Annotated in this window: 7 protein-coding genes; all 7 read right to left on the bottom strand. The window is 36.9% G+C overall.

What is annotated here, in order from left to right:
* Positions 1-15: 15 nt before the first annotated feature.
* Entirely contained in the window at positions 16-522 is a 507-nt protein-coding gene (locus LUU93_RS07330) for a hypothetical protein (RefSeq protein ID WP_232679826.1), read from the bottom strand.
* A complete protein-coding gene (locus tag LUU93_RS07325) occupies positions 523-1221 on the bottom strand; it encodes a pirin family protein (protein WP_232679824.1) in 699 nt (232 codons plus the stop codon).
* Positions 1222-1240: 19 nt separating this feature from the next.
* A complete protein-coding gene (locus tag LUU93_RS07320) occupies positions 1241-2017 on the bottom strand; it encodes a dioxygenase family protein (RefSeq protein WP_232679822.1) in 777 nt (258 codons plus the stop codon).
* Positions 2018-2184: 167 nt separating this feature from the next.
* On the bottom strand, positions 2185-2874 hold the full coding sequence (locus tag LUU93_RS07315) for a LytR/AlgR family response regulator transcription factor (RefSeq protein WP_232679820.1): 690 nt from the start codon (positions 2872-2874) through the stop codon (positions 2185-2187).
* Positions 2871-3662 carry a sensor histidine kinase gene (locus LUU93_RS07310; RefSeq protein WP_232679818.1) on the bottom strand — a complete coding sequence of 264 codons (792 nt, stop codon included), beginning with the start codon at positions 3660-3662 and terminating at the stop codon, positions 2871-2873. Before LUU93_RS07310 ends, LUU93_RS07315 begins: the two co-directional genes overlap by 4 nt.
* 471 nt (positions 3663-4133) lie before the next feature.
* Positions 4134-5108: a PorP/SprF family type IX secretion system membrane protein gene (locus tag LUU93_RS07305; RefSeq protein ID WP_232679816.1), complete on the bottom strand. Its 975-nt coding sequence runs from the start codon at positions 5106-5108 to the stop codon at positions 4134-4136.
* A 43-nt stretch (positions 5109-5151) separates the two neighbouring features.
* Complete coding sequence (locus LUU93_RS07300) at positions 5152-26172, bottom strand: T9SS type B sorting domain-containing protein (RefSeq protein WP_232679814.1); 21021 nt, start codon at positions 26170-26172, stop codon at positions 5152-5154.
* Positions 26173-26230: the final 58 nt, after the last annotated feature.

The raw sequence follows: 26230 nt of genomic DNA, 5'->3' as shown, positions 1-26230 counted from the left end.
TTTTTGGACGTTGAATTAGTCTTCTGTCTGAATGTAACAAATAGACAAATTTTTCTGAACCGGAAACATTATAGTTTCATATTCATTTGTGATATCGGTGTTTTTTGAAACGAGATAATTCCCTTCAATAATTCCGAAGTAATTCAATAAAGGCGAATAAAAAGTGATTCCTATTCTATGTTTTGATGAATCTGTTATGTCTGTATTGATAATATCTAACTGATAATTGATAAAAGGAAAATAGTTGTTTCCTAAAACATCTGTTACACGATGGAAATTACCTTTTAACTGCTCGACATAACCATTGGCAGCAATTCCGGTTAGAAAATGCAATTGGTTTGCTTTTTCGTTTTCGCTTATTAATTCTCTAAATGTGTTTTTGGGGTTCAATTCTGAATTAAACTGCTGGCACTGCATTTGGTATTCTTTGAAAGTATCTTCAAAAACATATTTATCCCAAAGTAAAACTGACGTGCTGTCAATCACTATGCGATATGCGAGTTTTATCTTCGTTATTTTCATTTAATTTGAATTTAAAGGAACTTCGATTACGAGCAGCATAGCATTTTGCGACAAAGACTCCCACTCTATCGTTTCGGTTTTTTGGACTGCCAAACCATCTTTTGCTTCTAAAAGCCGGTTTTCAATTTCAAAAGCTCCATTAATAACGAAAACAAAAACGCCGTTGTCAGTATTCTTTAAAGTAAAAGTTCCCTCTTTTCTTCCGTCATAAATACCAATAAATCCATGTGCTCTTTCAATTTCAAACAATGAATACAGCTTGTTGTGTGAACTTAAATCGAATTTATACTGCTCAAAATAGTTTTTAAAATCCTGTTTTTCCATTTGAAATTCAAATTCTAAATAACTCACATTCTCCTTTTCGTATGGATTAAAAATTTCAACAGTTAATTCCTCATCTGCTGCCAGAACCCTAATCTGCTCCACATGCAAAAATTCCACATTACCAATATTATCCTTATATTCTATTCCGCCAAATAAAGGCAGCAATATCACATTTGTTTTTGAATTTATAAATCGAGTAATACGCTGCTGGGGGGCCAATATTACTTCATTTAAAACCTTTAAGGATCCAAATGCTTTACGGGATAATTCTTGGTAATGTTCAAAATTAAAAGTCGAAAAACGGTTGTATTTTTCTGAATTTAAAAATCCCCTGGAATCTGACTTGTAAATTTGTGCAGGAATTTGAGCTATCATAATAAATTATTATTTAAAATTAACCGGCAACGTTTATGGTATGCGTTAAAACAAAACCTTCGCTAACGCTTCCTGTTATTGTCGATAATTCATTTGCCACAGAATCTGAAAAGACATTATCTGAAGCATTATACGTGTAACCGGACATTCCTTTTGTATAACCGTTAGCAGTTGAAGCGTTTACTAAAACAACTGCACTGTTTGTTCCTTCCGGAAAAGCAATTTGTGTTACAAGCAGTGAAGTTCCGCTGGCGTTATAAATATGAACGTGAATATGAGTTGCTCTTCCAGAATACCAGCCCGGGAAAATTGAGGTAAATGTAACCAAACCGTTTGAATCGGTAGTTTGTCTTCCTCTTAAAAAGTGAACTGTAGTATAATTTACAGACTGCATTGAAGTTCCTCCGTATTCTGAATAATAACCGTCTTTGTCGCAATGCCAAATATCTACAATTGCATCTTTTAATACGGCACAGCTTGCATTTGTGTTTTTTATTGTAATTTTTATTGTGAAAGCCACACCTGTTCTGTCCATTGTAATATCAGATTTTACTAATGAAGATGGTGAAATGGTTGGAAACGGCCCCGCAGTTTCTGATGATGTAACTGAACAATCGCCTGAAGATGAACCTGAACCTGAAGACGATCCTGAACCAGAAGATGAACCAGAAGATGAATCTGTATCGGTTGAAGAATCTGATGAATCGTCATCTGTACTACATGAGTTTATGATTGGAATTGCCAACGAGCCAATTCCCACTAAACCCAAACCTCTTAAAAACTCTTTTCTTTTCATTGCTTTTTTGTTTAAATGTTATTTTAATTGAATGATTAACAGTTGTTTTCAAGTAAAATTATTCGAAATTAAAGCATTGTAAAAAGTTTGAGGTAAAAGTTGTTATTTATGAGGTAAACTGATGAATATTTCTTTTTTGTAGTAAAAGTCTTCAAAAAACAAAAGATCTACTTTTGGTCAAAAAGTTTTAAAAAAGCTTCTTCGTAACTAACGCTGATTGGAATTTCGGCCTGACCGATAAAAATTATCTTATTTCTTATTTTAGAAATTTTAGAAATGGGAATAATAAAAGAACGATGGACTCTTATGAATTCTGTTTCGGGCAATTTTTGAAGAATCGTTTTTAAGGTCATTCTCGCCACAACTGTTTTTTGATTTAAGATGTGGATTTTTAAATAATCATCTAAACCTTCGATATATAAAATATCTGAAAACAAAATTTTAATCAAACTATAATCGGCACGAATAAAGAGATACTGCTGTTCAATGTTTTGATTTTGCAGTTTCCATTGTGAAAAAGCCTTTTCGACCGCCTGCTGAAATCGGGAAAGAGAAATTGGTTTTAGCAGATAATCGGTTGCGCTGAGCGTAAAACCTTCAACAGCAAATTCAGAATAAGCCGTTGTAAAAATTACCATTGTTTTATGCGGCAGCTTTTTGTAGAAATCCAATCCCGAAATGGAAGGCATATTGATATCGAGAAACAATAAATCGACGGGATATTTTTTTAAATATTTAAATGCTTCATCAGACTTCGTAAAGGTTTTCTTCAGTTCTATGTACTCAATAGTGTCACATAAACTCTGAAGAATTTCTAATGCCAATGGTTCGTCATCTAATGCTATTGCTTTTATCATCGTATTTTAACGCTCAGGTTTACAATATATTTTTCTAATGAATCTTCAATTTTTAAATGGTGCTTATTAGGATATACTAACTTCAATCTTTCGATTGTATTGTGAAGTCCAATTCCTGAATCTGATTGTACCGAAAATGTCTTTTTATTAGAGACATATAAATTCAGCATTTCATCGTCGATATCAATTTTGACACAAATTTCGGAAGTCTGATCTGGATTTACTCCATACTTGAATGCGTTTTCAATAAATGAAATCAAAATGAGCGGTGTAATTACTTTACCAAAAGTATTTCCGGTTACATTATAATCTACGTTTACTGTGTTTCCTAAACGTGTTTTTTGAAGTGAAATGAAATTATTAATGTAATTGATTTCCTTGCTTAATTCAATAACCTCATCATTTGAATTGGTCATTATATAACGCATTAACTCAGACAGCTGAACTACAGCGTCTGCCGTTTTGTTGTCTTTTTTTAAAGCCAGTGCATAAATGCTGTTTAGGGTATTGAACAAGAAATGCGGGTTTATCTGTGCTTTTAAAAATGCCAGCTCCGATTTTACTTTTTCTTTTTCAACACTCTGCAATCTTCCGGAAATGGCAAAAAGCAGACTAGAGACTACGCCTATTAAATAAACAAGGGTTGTGTGTCCATATTGTGTAGGCGGGCTTCCGATGAACTCAAAAGGCATTGGTTCGTTTCTATGTGGAGGCGGCGGAGGCGGAAATCTCCCATCAAATGGTTTTGGATGATTTAATATTTTTCCGGGATAATCTCTAAAATCCAAAAAATTTCGGCTTGGGTGATCTAAAACAGTAGAAATCCAAAGAAAAAAAAGAAGAAAAATTGTTATTATAAGATAGTACAAAAGCTTTTTTTCTGAAAAGTATAATCTTGGAATTAAATAATAGTAGTTAAAGTAAAAGAAACAAAGGAGTGTAAAATAGATAAACAAATAAATACGATCATGTGCATTTGAGTACAAATGCGGCAGTGAAAAAACTGTATTTGTCGATGTGAATGCGTACGGTAAAAATAAAAAAGCGAGGCACAGAACTATATGTTTCGCATAAAGTGAAAATTTTGCTTTCATAAATCAAACTTGATTTATACCGTTTTGACAACCAAAATGATATGACTCAAATTTAATGCTATTGCATCTTTATTTCAAATTATTGCGGTAAAAACACATAATATTGCGACTCGCTTTATAATTTTGGGCTGTTCAGCCTATTTTAAAATAATCGTCTTTTGGCGATTAATCATGTACCGGACTCTGTGTACAAGGACAGTTACTGATGGCTTGCAAGAAATCGAAACCAATGGTTACCACGTGTGTTCCTGAATTGTAAGCCCCTAAATCGTTGAACATAATTTGATAAGAATATCCAAAGTAAAATTTAGATTTCATAAAACCTGCCATTGGCCCAATTGATAGCGGCTTTGGAAACTGGTCGTTTAAGAAACGGTATGAAACCCCTATCCAGTAATAGTCTTCGTAGCGATTGTATCTTCTGTATTTGAAGTTAAAATCGGTTGTTGAACGTTTATCACTTGCAAAATACTGATAGAAAATTGATGGCTCATATTCTATACGGCTGTTTTCTGCATCATGGAAAACATAACCAGTATAAACCTGATAGTTTGAAAGCAGGTTTGGTTCTACTCCACGATACTTAGATGTATTTTTCTTTAATACGTTATTCGCATTAAAACTCAAATAAAAGTCTTTATTTCGGTACAAGGCACTAATGTCAAAGTTGTTGTTTGCATTGTAACGATTATCTGTAACAGTAGGATCAATTACAGGATGATTGATTGTGGTATTAAACTCATCAGTATCAATTCTAAACGTATTGAAATTGTATGAAATACCAAAAGACAAATACTGTTTAGAATAATAGTCTAAGATAAGGTGATGCGCAAAAGAAACTTTAGCTCCGGTTTGCCTGGTATATCCGTTTTTATCGTTATAAAGCGATATACCCACACCCGAACGATCTAAGATTCTGAAATCGGCATAAAGCGACTGGTTCTGCGGTGCATCTTTAATTCCAACCCATTGTGTTAAACCATTGGCTCTAATTCTAAGGTTATCACCAATACCTGCATAAGCAGGAGAAAGCACAAAAGGGTTATCAGCCAGATACTGAGTAAAAACTGGTAGGTTTAACTCTTGGCTGTAACTTGTTGTTACAGCCATGAGTACTAAGGATAAAATAAACTTTTTCATTGTAATAATTTTTTTAGATAACATCATAAGGGGCTATATTTTGTTATCTGTATAAAGTGAAATGTCCAACAAACTCTCTTGCATCATTCACGTCATTAAGTTTAAGAACATACCAGTAATCACCTGTTGGTAATTCCTCGCCATTGTATCTACCATCCCATTTTTGACCATAATGATATTTAGCAATCTGACGTCCGTATCTATCAAAGATCGCAAACTCAAGATTAGTGTAAATATTTGTACAACCAGGTCCCCATCCATCGTGAGTACCGTTTGGTGTAAAGTAATTGTCAAGACAAACATCAATATATGTCATTGGAACCGTAATTGTATCTGTACATCCGTTTTGATCTCTTACAGTTATTACATAATCACCAGACTGGTAGATTTTGAATTTACTTTCAGATGTAAATGGACCACCGTTGATACTGTATTCATAAGCCGGTCTTCCGCCTATACCAACAACTGAAATTACGTTCATTTCCGGTTGTCCGGCAGCTAATTGAATATCTAATTCGTCAAATGCCTCGATTGTGAAACTTGCTGTTGGCTGAATACATCCGTTAGTATGTCTGGCATAAATTACGTGTGTACCAGGAGCAACATCTTTAAACTCATTCTCTAATTGATATGGACCAGCCTGAACGTCCAAAGCATAATCAACTTCGCTAGAATCTACAGATGGATCTATAGTTACTGTAACAGTATTAGTTTCGCAACCATAAACAACATCTGCTTTAGGGTCGATATCAACTGGCAGCGGCACAAGAACCGTAACTTCATAGTTACAACCATTTGCATCTTTAACATAAGCGGTATGGTTACCTCCTGCAAGGTTATCGAATGTATGTTGTGTTCCTGTTACCGGACTATAAGGACCTGCTAATACGTCAAGACTTACAGTATATGGAGCAGTTCCTCCTGTTATATCAATTGTAAACTCACCATTTAAATCTCCTTTACATTGTTCACCTAATATTGAACCTGGCGTAACTATAAGCGGCGCTGCAGGCTGCGTGATTATCACGTCTGTCATTACATAACATCCGTTTTCATCTTGTGCAATTACAGTGTATGTTCCTGGAGCAAGTTTTTCAAAAACACTGATTGTATCAAACTGATTCAAATCTGGTGAGATTGCATATTTAATAACTCCAGTTCCACCTGTTGCTGTTACTACAATTTTACCATTGTTTTCACCGAAACATGAAACATTAGTTGGTGTAAACTGAGCTTGTAAAGCAACCGGCGGTTCGTTGATTGTAATTGTAGCAGAAGTGTCATCGCAATCTCCGCTTTCAACTTTAACAATGTAATCACCAATTACTAAATCTTCAAAAATACCGTTGTCTTTAGGACCTTGGATAATGTTTCCTGCAGTATCCTCTAGTCTATAGATATAGTTTCCTAAACCTCCTTTAGCCTCAGCTACGATAACTCCTGTAGCTTCGCCTGTACATTTTACAACTGCATTTGTAACATCAACATCAATATCAAGCGGTTCAAGAGGATCAATTACGATTTCATTAGAAACATACCCAACACATCCAACAGCATCTTTTACAAAGTAGCTGTATTTACCAACAGCAACCGGGAAGGTAACTGATGCATTGAATGTTCCAATAGTTGTTCCAAAATTAGCATCAGTACTATAAGTATAAGGAGCTGTTCCGCCCACCGCACTTAAAGTAAGTGTTGCCTGAGTTAAACATGTTTGTGAAGTAGCTTCTACTAAAGTTGGAATAACTTCAGTTGGTTCACTAATCACAATGTTTGTTGAAGTTGCAGAACAACTAAATCCGTCAGTAACAGTGATACTGTAAGTTCCAGCGCCTAATCCTGTGAAAACTGGACTAAGCTGTGGTCCAGATGTAATAACTGGATTTGCTGAAAGAATATTTAAAGTATACTGATAGTTACTTCCTTGGCCACCTGTTGGAGGATCAACTGTAATTACTGCAGTTTTATCACCAAAACAAGTTAGTGTTGTAGCACTTGCTGCTGCAGTAACCACGATTGGTGCTGGAACAACTAATACTTCTGTTGCTGTAGCGATACATCCAACATTATCTCTAACGTTAATTGTATAGTTACCTGCTGATAATCCTGACCATACAAATTGAGCTGAGTAATCAACTAATGTTGTACCGTTCAATACCAATTGGTATTCGTATTTATTATCCCATCCACCTGCTGCTGAAGCAGTGATTTCTCCGTCGTTATTTCCTGTTACACAAGTAATATCAGATTTCGCTGTTGTTACTGTAAGAGCTGCTGTAGGCTGTTCTATTGTGAACAATGCAGAAACTGTACAGAATGGGTTATTTACTAGTGTTGCAACAACTGTGTATTGACCAGCAGTTAGGTTAGAAATTCTAACCGGGCCGGCATTTGCAGAAGTTCCATTGCTAGGAACTGGTCCTGTAATTACATAGTTGAATGCACCTGCATCATTTGTTGGGTTTAACTGATTGTCTACAAAAGTTAAATCAACGCTTCCGTTTGCAGTACCGTAACAGATTTGTCCGTTAACTGGCGTTACATTAATATCGAAAGTATTAGGATCATTAACATAATGTGCTTGTACAATTGAACATCCTGTTGCAGGGTTTGTAACGGTAATTAAATAATTTCCGATAGTTAGTCCTGTGAAAACTCCATTTGTATTCGATTGGTTATATGTGTTTCCATCAGTACCTGCAACATTATAATTTAATAATGCTGGTGTTCCTCCTATTGAAGTTACAGTTACTGTAATATCTTCATTAGAAATACAAGTTACTGCAGTATTTACAGCCACATTTATTTCATCTAAACGAATGAATGGATTAACAGTGATTGTTCCTGTACTTGATCCCATACATCCTTTATCATCGTAAACGTTTACAGTGTAATTTCCTCCAGTAAAGTCTGATTCTGTATAAGCATTGTCAGTACCTTTCTGAACCAGAATACCATTTTTAAAGAACTCATAAATTGTATAAGTTCCAGAACCACCGGTAACATTATTTACTGTAATAACTGCATAGTTAGAAGTATTTGTTCCTGTTGTACAATTGTATTGTGTGATAACTGGTGCGTTAACTGTAATTACATTTGGTTCTAGAATTCTAATATCCTCAGAATCAACACAGCCTCTTCCAGAAGTTACGGTTACAGTATAATCTCCAGCCTGAAGGTTATCAAAAATGTTTTGAGTTTGAGCTGGTATGTTAACCGCTGCTCCTAAAACTGTAGTTCCTGTTAATGTATACGTATAAACAGGGTTATCATTTACACCTGGTGCACTTGGCGCTATGTTAGCCATGATTGAACCATCTGAATTACCTCTACATGAAACATTAGTTCCAACTAAGGCTAATCCTGTAATAACTGTTGCCGGAGCAATTTCAATCGTAACATCAAAAGTACATGTAGTTAATACGTCTCTTACTCTGATAACGTGTGTACCAGGAGCAACGTTATTAAATACTGCCGGTGTTGTGTTTACAATTACACCTCCGTCTAAAGTATATCTATAATTTGCTGGTGCAGAACCGCCTGTAGCAGTTGCAGTAATTACACCATTATTAAATGTACAACTTGGTAATGTTGTAACTGTAGTCTCTAACTGTAAAGCTGGAGAAATAGTTACTGCAGCTGCTGCTGTTGCTGTACATCCGTTTGCATCTCTTACTGTTATATCGTATGTTCCAGCAGCGTTTACAGTAAATGTTGGACTTGTTTGGAAACCAGCTCCAATACTGTATTCGTAAGGTGCAACACCAGAACCAACAGTAACTGTAAATGTATATTCACCTGCTGCCGTAGGACATTGGCTTGTAACATTAGCTGTTATTGCACTTGGTAATGGATCTACCGCAATTGTTATTGGGATAAATGTTTCACAACCTTTTAAATCTAAAACATATGCTCTCCAGTTTAAGTTAACAGCCGGATCTAAAACAGCGCTATTACTGTTTGTATAATCTGCTGCTGTTGGTGTTCCTGCGCCTGCAACGAAAGCATATTGATAATTTGGCGTTCCTCCTGCTGCTGTTACGCTAACCTGAGCACCTGAATTACAATTAGCATTTACATTTGAAGCCACAGTCAATGTTAATGCTGACGGCTCACCAACAATTACAGAAGCAGAAGCTGTACATCCTGATGTAGTGTCTGTAACTTCTACAGTATATGTGCCTACTGGTAAGTTTGTTAAAGTTACTACTTTTCCAACTTGTGTCAGAGTTCCTGTTGCCGGCCCTCCAATTAAAGCAGCTGTATAAGCACCGCTAAAGTTATCAACATCAAATTTCACTGATCCATTTGAACCACCATTACAACTTACGTCATTAACTAACAGACCTGCAATTGTAATATTTTCTAACGGATCAACAGTGTAATACATCTCGTCTTTACATCCGTTTTCATCAGTTACCTGGAATAAATAAGTATCTGCTGTAAGACCAGTAAATATTCCGTTTGCTGCTCCAGAAACATTAGTAACTGCACTTGCCGGTAAAAGAATCTCGTAGTGTAAAGCACCAACACCATTTGAAACAGTTACAGTAACTGTACTTGTTGTGTTTGCGGCTGGTGTACACCAAATATCTGTTCCTGTTACAGAATCGATTGTTGGAGGATCTAGTGCCGGAATTGTAATACTTACCGGTACAGCAATTGTACAGTTATTAGCATCTTTTACATAAGCTGTAACTGTTCCTGCATTATACGTTGTAAATGTATTTGCTGCACTATAATTTGTTCCTCCGTTGAAACTGTATTGGTAAGGTGCTGTTCCTGTTCCTGCGGTTACATTGATTGTAACCACTGCCGGCTGAGCAGCATTTCCTGCACCACAAGTTAATCCTTGTGTCAGCACAGCTGTTGCAGCAAGAGCGGCAGGCTCAGTTATAGTGACTGGTATGCTTACTGAACTACATTGTTTAGCATCACGCACAACAATGTTGTATGTTCCTGCAGTTAATCCTGTGAATATATTTGAAGCCTGGAAAGCCCCTCCATTGATATTGTACTCATATGGAATAACTCCATTAGCAGCAGTAATAATGATACTTCCGTCATTATCTCCTACACAGCTTACGTTTGTTTGTGTAAATGTTGCTGTTGGAGTTGTTGTTGGCGTAACTACTACCGGAATAGAAACTGCCTGACATCCCTGACTGTCTGTTACTCTGAAAGTATAAGTTCCATCAGCTGCTGCAGTATAAGGTGATGTTGCTGCAACATATCCGCCTCCGTTAAAGTCAACCTCAAATCCTGCATAAGTATGAGTACCCTGAGTTGCCAATAATGTGATAACAGCAGATCCTGCACAAGTTAAATCTTGTGTTAAAGCAGCTTGTAATAATAATTCCTGATTCAATGTATAAGGGCTTGAAACGATACAGCCATTACCATCTTTAATATAGAATGTATAGTTTCCTGGCGCATTCAATACAAAATTAGGGCTTGACTGGTATCCGTTACCAATGCTGTATGTTGGAGTTCCAACATAAGTTCCTGTAATTGTAATTGGCACTGGTCCACCTGTGTAACAATACAATCCAGCTGATGAATTAATTGTTGGCAATGCATCTGTAGCAATTGTTACATCAAGTTTAGTTGTACATCCGTTTGCATCCATTGCATAAACATCCCATTGAGTATTTACAGTTGGGTCTAATACAGCGTTTGCAACAGTATCGTAATCTAAAACATTTGGAGTAACTCCATCCTGAACGAACACATATTTATAAACTGGAGTACCGCCTGAAGCAATAACTTCAATTTTAGCACCGAAATTACAATTTGCATTTACATTGCTCACCAAGTTAAGGTTTAGAACTGCTGGCTGAGCCACAACTACTGAAGCAGTTGCTGTACATTGTGTAACATCATCTGTAACTTCAAGAGTATATGTTCCAGGAACTAATCCTGTAACATTTACAGTATTTCCTGTTTGAGTTAATGTACCTGTTCCCGCAGTTAATACTGCTGTATAAGTACCTGTGTAATTTGCAACAGTAAATTTAACTGCTCCATTTGCATTTCCGTTACAAGTTACGTCACTTACTAACTGACCCGCAACTGTAATGTTAGTTACCGGATTAATAGTATATGATTCCTGATAAGTACAACCGTTAGCGTCAGTCACCTGGAATAAGTAAGTGTCTGCAGTTAATCCTGCAAATACCGCTGAAGTTTGTTTCGCCACAACAATTGGAGAAAGAATCTCATATTGAAGTGGTGTTACACCGTTGATTACGTTACTAATTGTAACTGTACTTGTTGTACTAGCCGCTGGAGCACAATAAATAGGTGTTCCTGTGATATCCATATTTGTCGGCGCATTTAACGCTGGGATAGTGATAGTAACCGGCACAGCAATGATACAGTTGTTAGCATCTTTTACATAAGCTGTAACTGTTCCTGCATTATACGTTGTAAATGTATTTGCTGTACTGTAATTTGTTCCGCCATTGAAACTGTATTGGTAAGGCGCTGTTCCTGTACCTGCAGTTACATTGATTGTAACAACTGCCGGCTGAGTCGCATTTCCTGTACCACAAGTTAAGCCTTGTGTCAGCACAGCTGTTGCAGCAAGAGCTGTAGGCTCAGTAATTGTAGCTTGTATGCTTACTGAAGAACATTGTTTAGCATCACGCACAACAATGTTGTATGTTCCTGCAGTTAATCCTGTGAATATATTTGAAGCCTGGAAAGCTCCTCCATTGATACTATACTGATATGGAGTAATACCATTTGCAGCAGTAACAATGATACTTCCGTCATTTCCTCCTATACAGCTTACGTTAGTTTGCGCTAATGTTGCTGTTGGAGTTGTTGTTGGCGTAACTACTACCGGAATAGAAACTGCCTGACATCCCTGACTGTCTGTTACTCTGAAAGTATAAGTTCCAGCAGCTGCTGCAGTATAAGGTGATGTTGCTGCAACATATCCGCCTCCGTTAAAGTCAACTTCAAATCCTGTATAAGTAGTTGTTCCTTGAGTTGCCAATAATGTAATACTAGCTGATCCTGCACAAGTTAAATCTTGTGTTAAAGCAGCTTGTAATAATAATTCCTGATTTAATGTATAAGGGCTTGAAACGATACAGCCATTACCATCTTTAATATAGAATGTGTAGTTTCCTGGTGCATTCAATACAAAATTAGGACTAGCTTGGTATCCGTTACCAATACTGTATGTTGGTGTACCAACATAAGTTCCTGTAATTGTAATTGGCACCGGACCTCCTGTGTAACAATACAATCCAGCTGATGAATTAATTGTTGGCAATGCATCTGTAGCAATTGTTACATCGCGTTTAACGATACATCCGTTTGCATCTTTTGCGTAAACATCCCATTGAGTGTTTGTTGCCGGAGCTAATACAGCGCTTGCGCTATTTGTATAATCTGCAGCTACTGGAGCAACACCATCCTGAACGAATGCATAAGTATAGTTTGGTGTTCCACCTGAAGCAATAACTTCAACTTTTGCACCAAAATTACAATTTGCATTTACATTGCTCACCAAGTTAAGGTTTAGAACTGCTGGCTCAGTTACAATTACTGAAGCAGTTGCTGTACATTGTGTAACATCATCTGTAACTTCAAGAGTATATGTTCCAGGAACTAATCCTGTAACGTCAACTATATTACCTGTCTGAGCTACTGTACCTGTTCCTGCTGTTAATGCAGCAGTATAAGTACCTCCAAAGTTCGCAACTGTAAATTTAACTGCACCATTGCCGTCTCCGTTACAAACTACATTACTTACTAATTGACCTGCAACTGTAATATTAGTTACCGGATCAACAGTATATGATTTTTGATCTTTACATCCGTTAGCATCAGTTACTTCAAATAAGTAAGTATCCGGAGCTAATGAAGTGAATATTCCGCTGGCAGCACCTGAAACGTTTGAAGTTGCACTAGCAGGTGATAAAATTGCGTAAGCTAAAGTACCAACACCATTTGTAGTGGTGATTGTAACTGTACTTGTAGTACTTGCCGCTGGAGCACAATAAATTGGTGTTCCTGTAATATTTGTAATTGTTGGCGGATTTAACGCTGGAATATTAACACCATTTGTTAAAGTAAATATACATCCTTTAGCATCTTTAACTAAAACGTTGAATGTTGTTCCGGCAAAAGCTTCGTATGTATTTGTACTTGTATAAGTTGTTCCACCATCAAAACTGTATAAATATGGAGCAGTACCATCTGCAGCTGTTACAGTAACTACTGCTTTTGTTGGTACATTTCCTGCAGCGCATGTTAGTCCTGTTGTTAAAACAGAAGTTGCTGTTAAAGCTGTTGGTTCTGTTATTGTAATTGGTGCGCTTGGATAATCACAAGATTTAGCATCTCTTACAGTGATAATATATGCAGTACCTGCTGTTAATCCTGTAAATACATTTGATGTTTGGAAAGTTCCACCATCTAATTGGTATTGGTAAGGACCAACACCTGAAGTAACATTTACAGTAATAGTTCCATCTGAACCTCCATTACAGCTAACATTTGTTTGAACTGTAGTAAATACAGTAGATTGGATAGGATCTAATGTTAAAGTAGTTGTCGCCTGACATGCTGTTGGCAATTTAGCATCACTAACTCTAAAAGTATAATTTGCTAAAACACTAGTTGATAGAACATTTGATGGCATTAATGTATATGTAAGACCACCATCTGTAGAATATTCATAAGTGTATGCTGTATTGTAACCTCCTGTTGCTGTTAATGTAATTTCAGCATTTGGAGTTACGGTACAATCTAACTCTTTAGTTAATGCAGCATTTAATTGTAATTGCGGTTTAACTTCATAAGTAGTTGTAGCGGTACAGCCATTACCGTCTTTAATTACTAAAGTATAAGTACCTGAAGCATTAAACGTAAAGTTTGGACTTGTTTGGAAAGTGCTTCCGTTTACGCTATAAGTAGCCCCGCCAACAATTGCAGGATCAACTGTTCCAGAAATTGCAATTGTGAATGGATTACCGTCATAACAAATTTCAGCAGGAGCTGTAATTGTAGGATCAGCATCTTTATTTAATGTAACAGCTGCGAATTTAATACAGCCATAAGCATCTTTTGCATAAGCAATATAATTTCCTGCATTTCTGTTAAATGTATTTGCAGAAGCCCAACCTGCAGAAGCTGCTGTTGGTGCAGGATCTGTAGACAATAATAATTGGTAAGTATATGGAGCTGTTCCGTCTTTTGCAACAGCTGTAATTATACCAGAGTTTGGATTACAATTTGCATTTTTAGTAACTGAAGCTGTAACTGATAAATCAATAGCAGATTCTGTAATGTTGAATGTATTTGTAGCAATACTACATCCTGCATTTGTACCACCTGCAGTTTCTCTAATTACAACAACATAATTTCCAAAGCCTAATGCACCTATGTTGCTAAGTGTAAGTGAACCATTAGCAGGAACCGTTCCTGTTCCAGTAACCCCTGTAGAAACCATAGTAAATGAGTTGAATATCTCATAACTAATTGGTGTTGCAATTGGGTATGTGCTATTTATTGTAAGTGAAACATTTCCGTTGTTGCTTCCTTTACAAGTAACATTATTAGCAGCTAATCCACTTACCGTTAAAGTAGAATTTGTAGGGATAGGCATTGTAGCTGTTTCATAATAGTAGCAGCCTGTTCCTGCATCGTGTACAATAAAAGTATATTTAACCCCTGGCAATAAATTTGGTATCGTTGTTTTTTTACTTCCTGGATTTACTCCTGCCGGAACTCCCAAAACGTCTTCATCATACCATGGTAAAGTTGTTGGAGCAGTATAAGTCATTCCCGGACCTGTGTAAACAGCAAAGTGGAATGGACCGTTACCTGTAATATTAGTAGATGCAGCACCAATAGCTACTACTGCTGATCCTAATGAAGAACAGTCTGCCGGTGGAGCTGTTACCGTAATATCTAAATCATCTGGCGGTGACGCAACAAATACATTCTGTTCAATATTTGTACATCCATTCGCATCAGTAATAATAATTTGATATAAACCAAAGTCAACAACTTCAAATACAGCTGTAGCTCCTGTTTGACCTGTAATTTGTTTATTATAACCGTTTACACCTGTTACGTGATAAGTATAGTTTGGTGTACCTCCAGAAACTGAATTAATAGTAATAGATCCTAAAGAAACCCCTCCAGCTCCACAAGTAATCGGAGTGATCGTTCTACTTACAACAATTGGTGTAGGCTGTGCAATAAAAATATTATCTGTATCTGTACATCCTTTAGCGTCAGTAACCGTAATTAAATAATTACCTGAAGTTAAACCAGACGTTTGCGTACCATAATTAACACCAGTAGTTGTGTTTAAAACAGTATATACAAATGGTGCCTGTCCTTTTGTATTATCAATTGTAATAGCAATTGCTGCAGTAGCATCTCCATTACAATTTATACTTTGTGTCTGTGTAACCCCTGTTATCTCTGGTAATACCGGAGTAGTAACGATAACTGCAGCAGATGTTGCTGTACATCCTCTAGAGTCAGTTACTGTGAAAGTATATGAACCTGCAGAGTTAGTAGTAAACACATTTCCTGCAAATGATCCTATGTTAGGAGAAGCTGTATAAGTAAATGGCCCGATTCCACCCGCTGGTGTCAAAGTAACCTGAGCATCTGTTGGTGCTGAACATGTAATATCTTTGTCTAATACAGCATTTAGTGTTAATGCGTTATTTACAATAACAACATTACTATCTGCAGTACATCCGTTACCATCCTTAATTCTAACCGTATAGCTTCCCGGAGTAGTAATAACAAAAGTATTTCCTGCCTGATATGAAGCCCCGCCGTTAATACTGTAGCTCAATGGTGCTACTAATCCAGCTCCCGGAGTCGCAGTAATAGTATAACTTCCTACACCAAAACATTGACCCGCAGCAGAAGCTGTAACAGTTGGAACAGCATCTTGAGAAATCGTAATATCTAATTTAAATGTACATCCGTTAGCATCAATTACATAAGCATCCCAGTTTAAGTTAACCGCTGGATCTAAGTTTGCATTATTGTTGTTAGAATAAGTTCCTGCCGAAGCGCCATCCTGAACAAATGAATATCTGTATATTGGTGTTCCTCCAGCTGCAGTAACTGTCACTGCAGAAGTACTCACAAAACAGTTTGCATTTACTGCTGTGTATGTAGCAGATAATGCAGCTGCCGGCTGATTAATTATTATTGAAGTGTTTGCAGTACAACCCGTCACTTCATCAGTAACAACAATTGCATAAGTATTAGCTGTTAAATTTGGTAGAGTCACCGTTCCAGTACTAACCCCCGTTACGGCTGTACCTCCATTAACTGTATAAGAATATGTAGAGCCGAAACCACCAACAGTTAATCTTATAGACCCTGTATTGCCTCCGTTACATAATACATCACTTAATTTACTCGCCAAAACAGTAATTGGAGTTACCGGATTAACTGTATATGATTCTGTATAATAACATCCGTTTGCATCAGTAACTTTAAACATGTAAGTACCTGGTGCAAGATTTGCAAAAGCATTAGATGTTTGTTTAGGAACGATTACCGGTGATGGAGCAATTGTTTCGTATTGTAAAGTCCCAACACCATTAGTCGCTGTTAAAGTAACAGTAGTTGTTGTAGCTGTACAAGTAACTGCCGGAGCAGCAAAAGTTAAGTCTGTAGGAGGGTTTAATCTCAATAAAGTTCCTGAACCTGTTACCGGACAGCCTTTTGCATCTCTAACTGAGTATGTATAAGGCTGGTTAGCTCCATTATCATTTAATGTTAATACATTATTTGAACTATATCCGCTTCCATTAAAACTGTATTCGTAAGGAGCAGTTCCAGTACCTGCAGTAACATTAATAGTAACTGTTCCTGCTACTTTAGCATTTGAAGCATTACAAGAGAATGGAACTTCAACTACTGTTGCGGCTAATGTTACAGGCTGCGTAATTGTAACCGCTGCTGATCCGGAACAGTTTTTACTGTCTTTTACGTAGAAAGTATAAGAACCTGCCGCTAATCCTGTAAATACCGGATTAGAAGTAAATGGTCCTGCAACATTGTTGCTATATGTAAATCCGCCTGATCCTCCGGCCCCTGTTAAAGTAACTGAACCATCTGCAGCGCCATTACAGCTTGCATTTACCTGAACAGCCGTAACTGTTGGATTTGTAATTGGAGAAACTGTAACAACTGCAGTTCTTGTACAGCTGTTAGAGTCTGTAATTACAAATGTATAAGTATCTGCATTTGCAGGCGTTACTGTGTATGTAAATGTAGGCCCCGTAATAGGTGCACTTGCAGCACTTGGTGTACCAGCACCTTTTTGTACTGTGTAAGTATATGTAGATCTACCGCCGCCAATTGTAACTGTAATTGTTGCGTTTGGAGCAGCTGTACAATCTAGTTCTTTTGTAACTGTACCTGCTGCTGTTAATTGCGGGTAAACTACTGTTGCAGCCGGAGCCGAAGTAATACAACCGTTTTTATCTTTTACATAAACTGTATAAGTTCCTGCAGCTACGGTAAAAATATTACTTGTCTGGAATGCTCCTGTTGAACCGGCAATTCCATAAGTTAATGGTGCTAAACCTGTAGCCGTTGCAGTAATAGTGAATCCGCTTCCAGAAGCAGTACATTGATTATTAACCGTTACGTTAGTTATTGCCGGCATTGCATCCAAAATAACTGTAACTGTAGATTTAGCAATACAGCCATTTGCATCTTTCACGTAAACATCCCAAACTAAATCAGCTCCAGAATTAGTATCTACTGTTAAAACATTACTAGCGCCATAAGCCGATGACGGTACTGTTGACGGGCTTTTCGCGAAAGCGTATGTATAATTTGGTGTGCCGCCTGTTGCAGTAATTGTAATTTGTGAATTATCATTATTACAATTTACATTAGTTCCTACTGCTGTAGTAATTGCTAGAGCAGCCGCTGGCTGGCCAATAACAATACTTGCAGAATTAGTACATCCTGTTGCAGTATCTGTAACCTGAACAGTATAAGTTCCTGCAGCAACATTTGATAATGTTAATGTATTTCCTGATTGTGTTAATGTTCCTGAACCTAAAGTTCCTGCTGTTAAAGTAAATGTATAAGCACCAACTGTGGCATTACCAGAAACTGTATAAATTCCAGATCCTGTTGAACCTCCTCTACATAAAACATCACTTGTTTTATTTCCTGTAATTGCAATTGGAGTAACCGGATTTACAATGTAAGGTTCTGTATAATAACATCCGTTTGCATCTGTAACTCTGAAAGTATAAGATCCAGGTGCAAGGTTTGCAAATGAGTTTGATGTTTGTTTAGCAATGATTACTGTCGATGGAGCAATTGTCTCATATTGTAAAGCTCCAACTCCGTTTACAGCCGTTACTGTAACTGTAGTAGTTGTAGCTGTACAAGTAACCGCTGGCGAAGCAAAAGTTAAATCTGTTGGAGGGTTTAGTCTCAATAAAGTTCCTGAACCTGTTACCGGACAGCCTTTTGCATCTCTAACAGCGTATGTATATGTCTGATTAGCTCCGTTGTCATTTAATGTTAATACATTATTTGAGCTGTATCCGCTTCCGTTAAAACTATATTCATAAGGAGCGGTTCCTGTACCTGCAGTAACATTAATTGTAACTGTTCCTGCTGCTTTAGCATTTGAAGCATTACATGTAAATGGAACTACAGCAACTGTTGCGGCCAAAGTACTTGGCTGTGTAATTGTAACCACTGCTGATCCTGTACATCCTTTACTGTCTTTTACATAAAAAGTATATGAACCAGCTGCCAATCCGTTGAATACCGGATTAGTAGTAAATCCTGTCGTCGCATTGTTGCTGTATGTGAATCCGCCTGATCCTCCAGCACCTGTTAAAGTAACTGAACCATCTGCAGCACCATTACAGCTTGCATTGGTCTGAACAGCCGTAACTGTTGGACTTGTAATAGGGTCTACCTTAGTTACCGCTGTAGCCTGACATCCATTAGCATCTGTAATTACAAATGTATAAGTATCTGCATTTGCAGAAGTAACTGTATAAGTAAATGTTGGTCCGGTAATAGGTGTGCTTGCTGCACTTGGAGCTCCTGCCCCTTTTTGTACTGTGTAAGTATATGTAGATCTTCCGCCGCCAATTGTAACTGTAATTGTTGCGTTTGGAGTAACTGTACAATCTAATTCTTTTGTAACAGAACCTACAGCCGTTAATTGCGGATAAATAACTAATGCCGCTGCTGTTGCTGCTGTACATCCATTTTTATCTTTTACAGTTACTGTATAAGTTCCTGCTGGTACTGTAAATGTATTTGATGTCTGGAAAGAAGTTCCATCAATGCTGTATGTCAACGGAGCCAATCCTGTTCCCGAAGCAGTAATCGTAAATGAATTTCCTGAACCTGTACATTGATTATTGTTTGTCGCAGTTACACTTGGTAAATTATCACTAACAATAGTAACAGTCTTTTTCGTTGTACAGCCATTTACGTCTTTTACATAAACGTCCCAAACTAAATCAGCTCCAGAATTAGTATCTACTGTTAAAACAGCACTATTTCCGTAAGTTGATGTTGGAACTGTTGATGGGTTTTTCGCAAAAGCGTAAGTATAATTTGGTGTACCGCCAGTTGCTGTAACCGTAATTTGTGAATTATCATTATTACAATTTACATTAGTTGAAACCGCAGTAAAATCTACAAGAGAACTTGGCTGAGTTATTGTAACTGAAAATGCTGACTGACATTTAGTTAATCTGTCTGTTGCAGTAATTGTATATGTACCTGCTGGCTGAGCAGCAGTAACATTTATTACTGTAGTTGTTTCAGAAACGTTATTTCCTGATTGAATAATAGTTCCTCCCGCATTTGTTATAGCGTAATCATAACCTCTGTTTTTAACACCGTTTACAGTAAACTGAAGTGTTCCTGTTCCTCCATTACATTGAATATTTGTTAACGCAGAACCACCAGTTATAATATCCGGAGTTCCATTTACTGTGTAAGGCAATGTGAAAGAACAGCCTGTTTTAATATCAGTTGCCTGAAAAACATAATTACCAGGTGTTAACGATTTAAATTCGCCATCTGAATTTATAGCAGAATCATATCCTGCAGGACCAGAAATTATCTGATAACGAATTGGTGCAGAAACATCTACTTTTACTGCAGCGATATTTACATGACCTCCAGGAGGATTTGTAGAACAATCATATCCGCTATCTGTTATGTTAATTCCTGTAATTCTGTCTAAAGCATCAATAGTAACCGATAGAGGCCCTATCTGACAATTATTTGCGTCTCTAATATAAGCAGTAACTACACCAGCCGTAGATGTAGAAAATGTATTTGTACTAGTAAAGTTTGCTGTTCCATTAAAGCTATAACTATAAGCACCTGTTCCCCCAGCGCCATTAACCGTAACTACTGCAGGTACTGTACCTGTACCGCTGCATTTAATAGTTGTAGCAGTTATTGTTCCTGATACAGCAGTTGGTTGAGTTAATCTTATAATAGCACTTGTAGAAGTACATCCTTTACTATCTCTAACCAAATAAGTATAATCAACATTTGGACTTAAATTAGAGTATAAAGAAGTTGATGACCAGCCTGCATTATTAAAATTATATTGATATCCTCCTGAACCACCAGCACCTATTAACTGTACACTTCCATTTGTTAAACCATTACAAGTAATTTGTGTTGGGTTGGCAGTAACGGTAGGATTTGTAATAGGGCTGACTATTGCATTAACAGTAGTAACACAACCTTTTGAGTCTGTAATTTCGAAAGTATAAGTATCTGCTGATGTAGCAGTATAAACAAATGAATTACCGGTTACAGGATTACTGGAGCCGTAAGCTGCAGAGCCTTTTTTAACTTTATAAGTAAAGGCACTTGTACCTCCAGTAATAGAAACTGTAATAGCAGCGTTTGGAGATGTAGTACAATCTAAAGTTTTAGATATTGTTGCACTTCCTTGTAATTCTGGGGCAATTATAATATTGCTAACTGCTGCTGTACAATTATTACTGTCTGTTACAACAATGTTATGTGTACCAGGGCCTACATTCGTAAATGTATTTGATGTTTGTGCAGCCCCGCCGTCTAAACTATAAGTTAAAGTTCCTGTTCCTGTAGCTGTAACAACAAGTGTTGATTGATTAGTAGTATCATAACATAAATCTGAACTCGCTGCCAAAGAAGCTGTAGGCGCTATTGGAGAAGTAATATTTACAGTTGCAGAAGCTGGAGAAGTACAAGAGTTTGTATCTCTAACCACCACAGTATAAGTTCCTGAAGCAACATTTGTAAATACATTTGAAGTTTGAAATGGTACTACAACTGTAGTTCCGTTAGATTGTCTCAACTCATATTGATAACTTGGTGTTCCTCCAGTTACTGCAGCCGTAATCGAAGCACCGTTTGTACAAGTAGGCTGAGCCGTAACCTGTGCTGTAACCGCTAATGCTGCAGGCGCAGTAATAGGCTGCGAAAATGGGAAACTACAAGTCGATGCGCTATTGTTGAAACGTATCTGAATTGCGTATGTTTGACTTGTTAAACCTGTTACTGTTACAGGAGATACTTTAGAGTTCACCCAAGTAGCTCCATTATTCATAGAATAATCGAATCCATAAGGAAGATTAAAGTTTTGTGCTGCCAATGTAATTTCTCCATTGTTTCCTCCATTACAAGTAACATTTTTAACTCCTGTTATAGAAGCCGAAAATGCTTTATTACTGTCGATAACAATAGGGAAATCTTTTTGAGTAATACACGATTTTGGAATCTGACGTACCCAGATATCATCAATTACTAAGTCATTTCCACCATATTCAATACTTCCGGAACGAATTCTAAAAGTAAGGTTTGTGTTATTTCCAGGGTTTAGTGAAATGTTTATCGGAACCCATTTTGTTCTATTTGGGTCATTTGCTGCTTCGGCAATTTTACCCGTATCCTGAGTAGCTACAACATTACCAGAACCATCAACCAGCTCAAATCTTACAATTGGAGCTGCTCCACTAGCACCAGTATTTAATAAGTTACCCACATACAAAGAGACCATTACCGGCTGATTTGGGATAACATCAATAATTGGTTTGCTATATAAAACTCCGTAAGGTCCAGCTGCTCCTCCAATGTTTACTAATAAATATCTTCCGTTTGCATCTCCAACACCTGCTAAGTTATTAGGGTTTGTTGTATGATCTTTAAAGTGGTACCATGCTCCTGTGTTATTACTAGCAGGATCATCACTTCTCCAAAAGAAACTCGTAACTGAATATTGGTTATCTTCAACAGAACGAGTTGGAGTTCCATTTAAAGAACAAGTATATGGCGGGTTTACTCTTTGGTCGTTGAAACAGTAAGCCGCCGCAATACCCGGAGTTGTTGTAGTTCCTCCAGAACCAAAATCTTCTTGTAATAAATTACTATAAGTTGGTACTGAAATCAAATTATATTTTACGCTTACCGTATGTGATCCCGATGGAACATTTAAGAAAACATTCGGAGGAGTATTTGTATTTAAAACATTATCTAAATAATATTCATAACTATAATTTGCTCCGCTTCCATTTGTTACCGTTACTGTACTTGTTGCAGTTCCGTTACAATTAAATACCGGAGGGTCAACTGAAATTGTAGGGTCTGCCGGTTTTGGATCTAAAACAACACCCGGCATTGCGAATGTACAGCCTTTTGAATCTCTAACATAAAGTGTATAAGTTCCCGGTGCTACGTAAGCTTCATTCGAAGTTCCGTAAGTTGTACCTCCATCAAAACTATAAGTATAAGGTGGAGTTCCTCCTTGAGGGTTTGTAATACGTACTTTACCAAAACCATTACCAGAAGGATCACAACCTGCTAATTCAGAAACACCCGCAGAAGCACTTAATGCATTTGCAGGAGCTGTAATTGTTATATTCGTAGCAGGGTCAGTACAAGTTGTTCCTGATAAAGTATATCTAACTACAACATTGTAAGTTCCGCCTGTTAGATTAGAGAAAACTGGAGTACTGCTAAATGTAGCCCCATTATCAATACTATATTGTAAAGTATATCCGTTTGCGTTTGTAACATTAATGTTTATTTGAGCTGTACCACCGTTACAATTAATTTCAGTATTTGTTACAGTGTAAACTGGTTTAGGATTTCCTGTAACTGTAATCGATGTTGTTGCCTCACAGTTATTAGAATCAACTAAACGAATATTGTATGTTCCTGCTGTTGTAAAAGTAATTTCATTTGAAGTAAGGAAAGTAGCAGACCCGTTTACAAAGAAGAAATATGGAGCTGTTCCTCCAGAACCTGATAAAGTAATTTTACCATCGCTGCATGCCGTAAGCGGAGTTGTTAAGGCAGCCGTTGCAACTAGAGGAGCGGCAATATTATTTATAGGAATAACACTTGACACATCACAAGTCGGGGATGGTGTACCACCAACAGCTGCATTTGTAACTCTTACCCTATATGTAATTCCGGGATTTAAATTTGCAAAAGTATAATCTGAAGCCGCAATAGGACCAGCACTGTTAACAAGGACATTTGTCGCATTATTATATAAGTAATAATAATATTGCGGATCAATATTAAGAGCGCCAACTTTTATACTTCCTTTATCTCCATAACAAGTTGGCTGCGTAACAGCTGTGCTAATCTGTAAATCTACTTTTCTAATAAGAATATTTGGAACAGTAAAAATACATGGATTAGTAGTTACACCTACTTGTCTAATGTGAACAGTATATGAATTTGGGTTTGTAATATTAAAAGTATTACTTGCCTGATATGCTCCAATCGTTCCATTAGGATCTGTACTGATAGCATATTCGTACCCTGCCGGCACTCCGCCAATCGTAATACTTCCGGAAACACCACAAATAATATCCTTATGCGTTTCTGTTGGAGTTAACAAATTCGTATAAACATTAAAATAAAAACGGTTGAAACATCCTCCCGCATAATTTAATGTTACTCGAAATTGTCCCGCCTGGTTTGCTGTATAATTTTGTCCGGTACCTACACTGGCCCACGTACAGGCTGTATTTTCGTTGGCACAATTCTGATTCGTTACAGCAGCACAGCTTCCTTCATCTAATTTTTCCCAAACAATACTTGTTGCATCAGAAATGCTTGTAGTAATTTGTCTGACTGCATTTGAACCGCACAAGAAAATATTTGGTAATTTTTTTCCATCATTAGAACAAGTTACTACCTGATCTGCAAATGGTATTACCGGATTCTCTACTGTGCTTCCAAATCTTGTTACAACAAATGATTGATAAATTGATCTACAAGGTGCAGCTGCAAGATTGTAAACATAATACGTTCCAGGATCTTTTACATTTAATGTTTGTCCTGTACCTATTTGATTTGTTCTTGCTTCATCACTATACCACGTATAAGATGTATAACCATTAGCAGCTGTTAAATTAATGTTCTCCCCACATAAAGTAACATTCGAAGTATATTTACAACCATCTACCCCAACTAAAAAGTTTGTAGCTTTTGGAACTAAAATACATCCTGTATTGGTATTAACACTCGGGTCATCAGAAATTATAAAACTAGTGTTTTGCTGCCCTTTGTATGTAGCATAAGCAGAGTTGTCAATACTGTTAGAACAAGCCTCGCTTAAACTTTGACAATCAGGAACAACCTGAACCTTGAAACTAATAATTTTTTCAGGATCACCAACTTTAACAACGTTGTTGTTTACTGCAAAAACAATATTTCTTGTTGCAGCATTATAACTTTGTACCGTTACCCCTGTAGGTAACGAAACAATATCTGCCGGATAATTAAAAATAATATTAATAGGCAGCTGGTCTCTAATCGTAAACTCGGTGGCATTATCATTACCTGTATTTTTAAAACCAATTTCATAATTTAACTGCTGGCCTAAAGTAACATTTTGGCCTCCAATATCTACCCCGGCATTATTTTTTACAATTTTAGTTAAAACAATTTTCGGTTCAATAATTTCAACGTTAAAAGCATTGAAGAAAAGTCCATAACCATCTCCTACAGTACTAAGCTTTAATTGTGCCGAAGTATCGTTGTTTTTAATAATTGAATTTGAAGCATTATTAAGGTTTATAATACCTGCTTCAAAACCAAGTGTATTACCGCTGTTTGGAGTTCTCGCTGTATAAGGCCCGTTAGTGTCATTAATTGTACTATTGAAGAAGTTATTAACTGGGCGCTCTGCAGTAAAAATATCTGTATTATTTATAGAATATTTATCTCCTGTAAGATTAACATCTCCCTCTAAAGCAGCAAAAGCTAATTTTGCTTTTACAACTCCTGTTGGAATAGTTTTGAATCCAGAAATATCATAAGTTACCGGTGCGCTGGATGCCTGGATCCAACTAAGACCGTCAAAAGATGTAATATATTTTGCAGACGATTTTGGATCCTCATATACTATAAATAAATTCCAGCCCGCTGCAAAACCACCATTTATACCACCTCTTCCTGAAATAATATTTGCTGCGGTGTAAACTCCTTCAGGATTTGCTAATGCCTGCACTAATGCTGTTGCATCATAGTAATATGCATACGGCATCTGACTACCGTTTGACGTTGTAGGATAGTAATCGTAAATTAACGACCCTGTAATATCATTATAAGTAGTCTGGCCAGGAAGCTTAAACTTAATCGAACCTAAATTGGCACGATTTACAGTCCCATTAGTTACAGAAGCTTGACTGTAAACACCAGCCCAATAAAGCCCCGCGTAAACAATCTTATAACATTCTCTACTTGTTTGTGGAATAGCTAAAGTAGCAGAACTTGAACTAAAAGTGGTATTATCACTATCGACATCAATATATTGCATATTAAGGTCGTTATTGTTCTGGTTCGTAGAATTAAAGGCATCGTTTGGTCGTTGGCCATTACTATTGTTATCTCTATTCAAAATATTATTACCTATCAAAAGCATGTCACCTTTTAAACTCGTGTCAAAACGAGGGGCGAAATTCTTTTGAGAGAACATAATAAAACTCTGTATAAAAAATAATACAGTTAAAACTAATTTTAAAGTAGTAGGTTTTTTCATATTACTATGGTTTCAGTTTAACTGTTGTTTTTTGAAGGGGCATTCAAAAAACAACATT

The organism is Flavobacterium soyae (assembly GCF_021245985.1).
Lineage (GTDB): Bacteria > Bacteroidota > Bacteroidia > Flavobacteriales > Flavobacteriaceae > Flavobacterium > Flavobacterium soyae.
The sequence above is the reverse complement of the archived record's forward strand: the minus strand, read 5'-3'. Positions and strand labels throughout refer to the sequence as shown.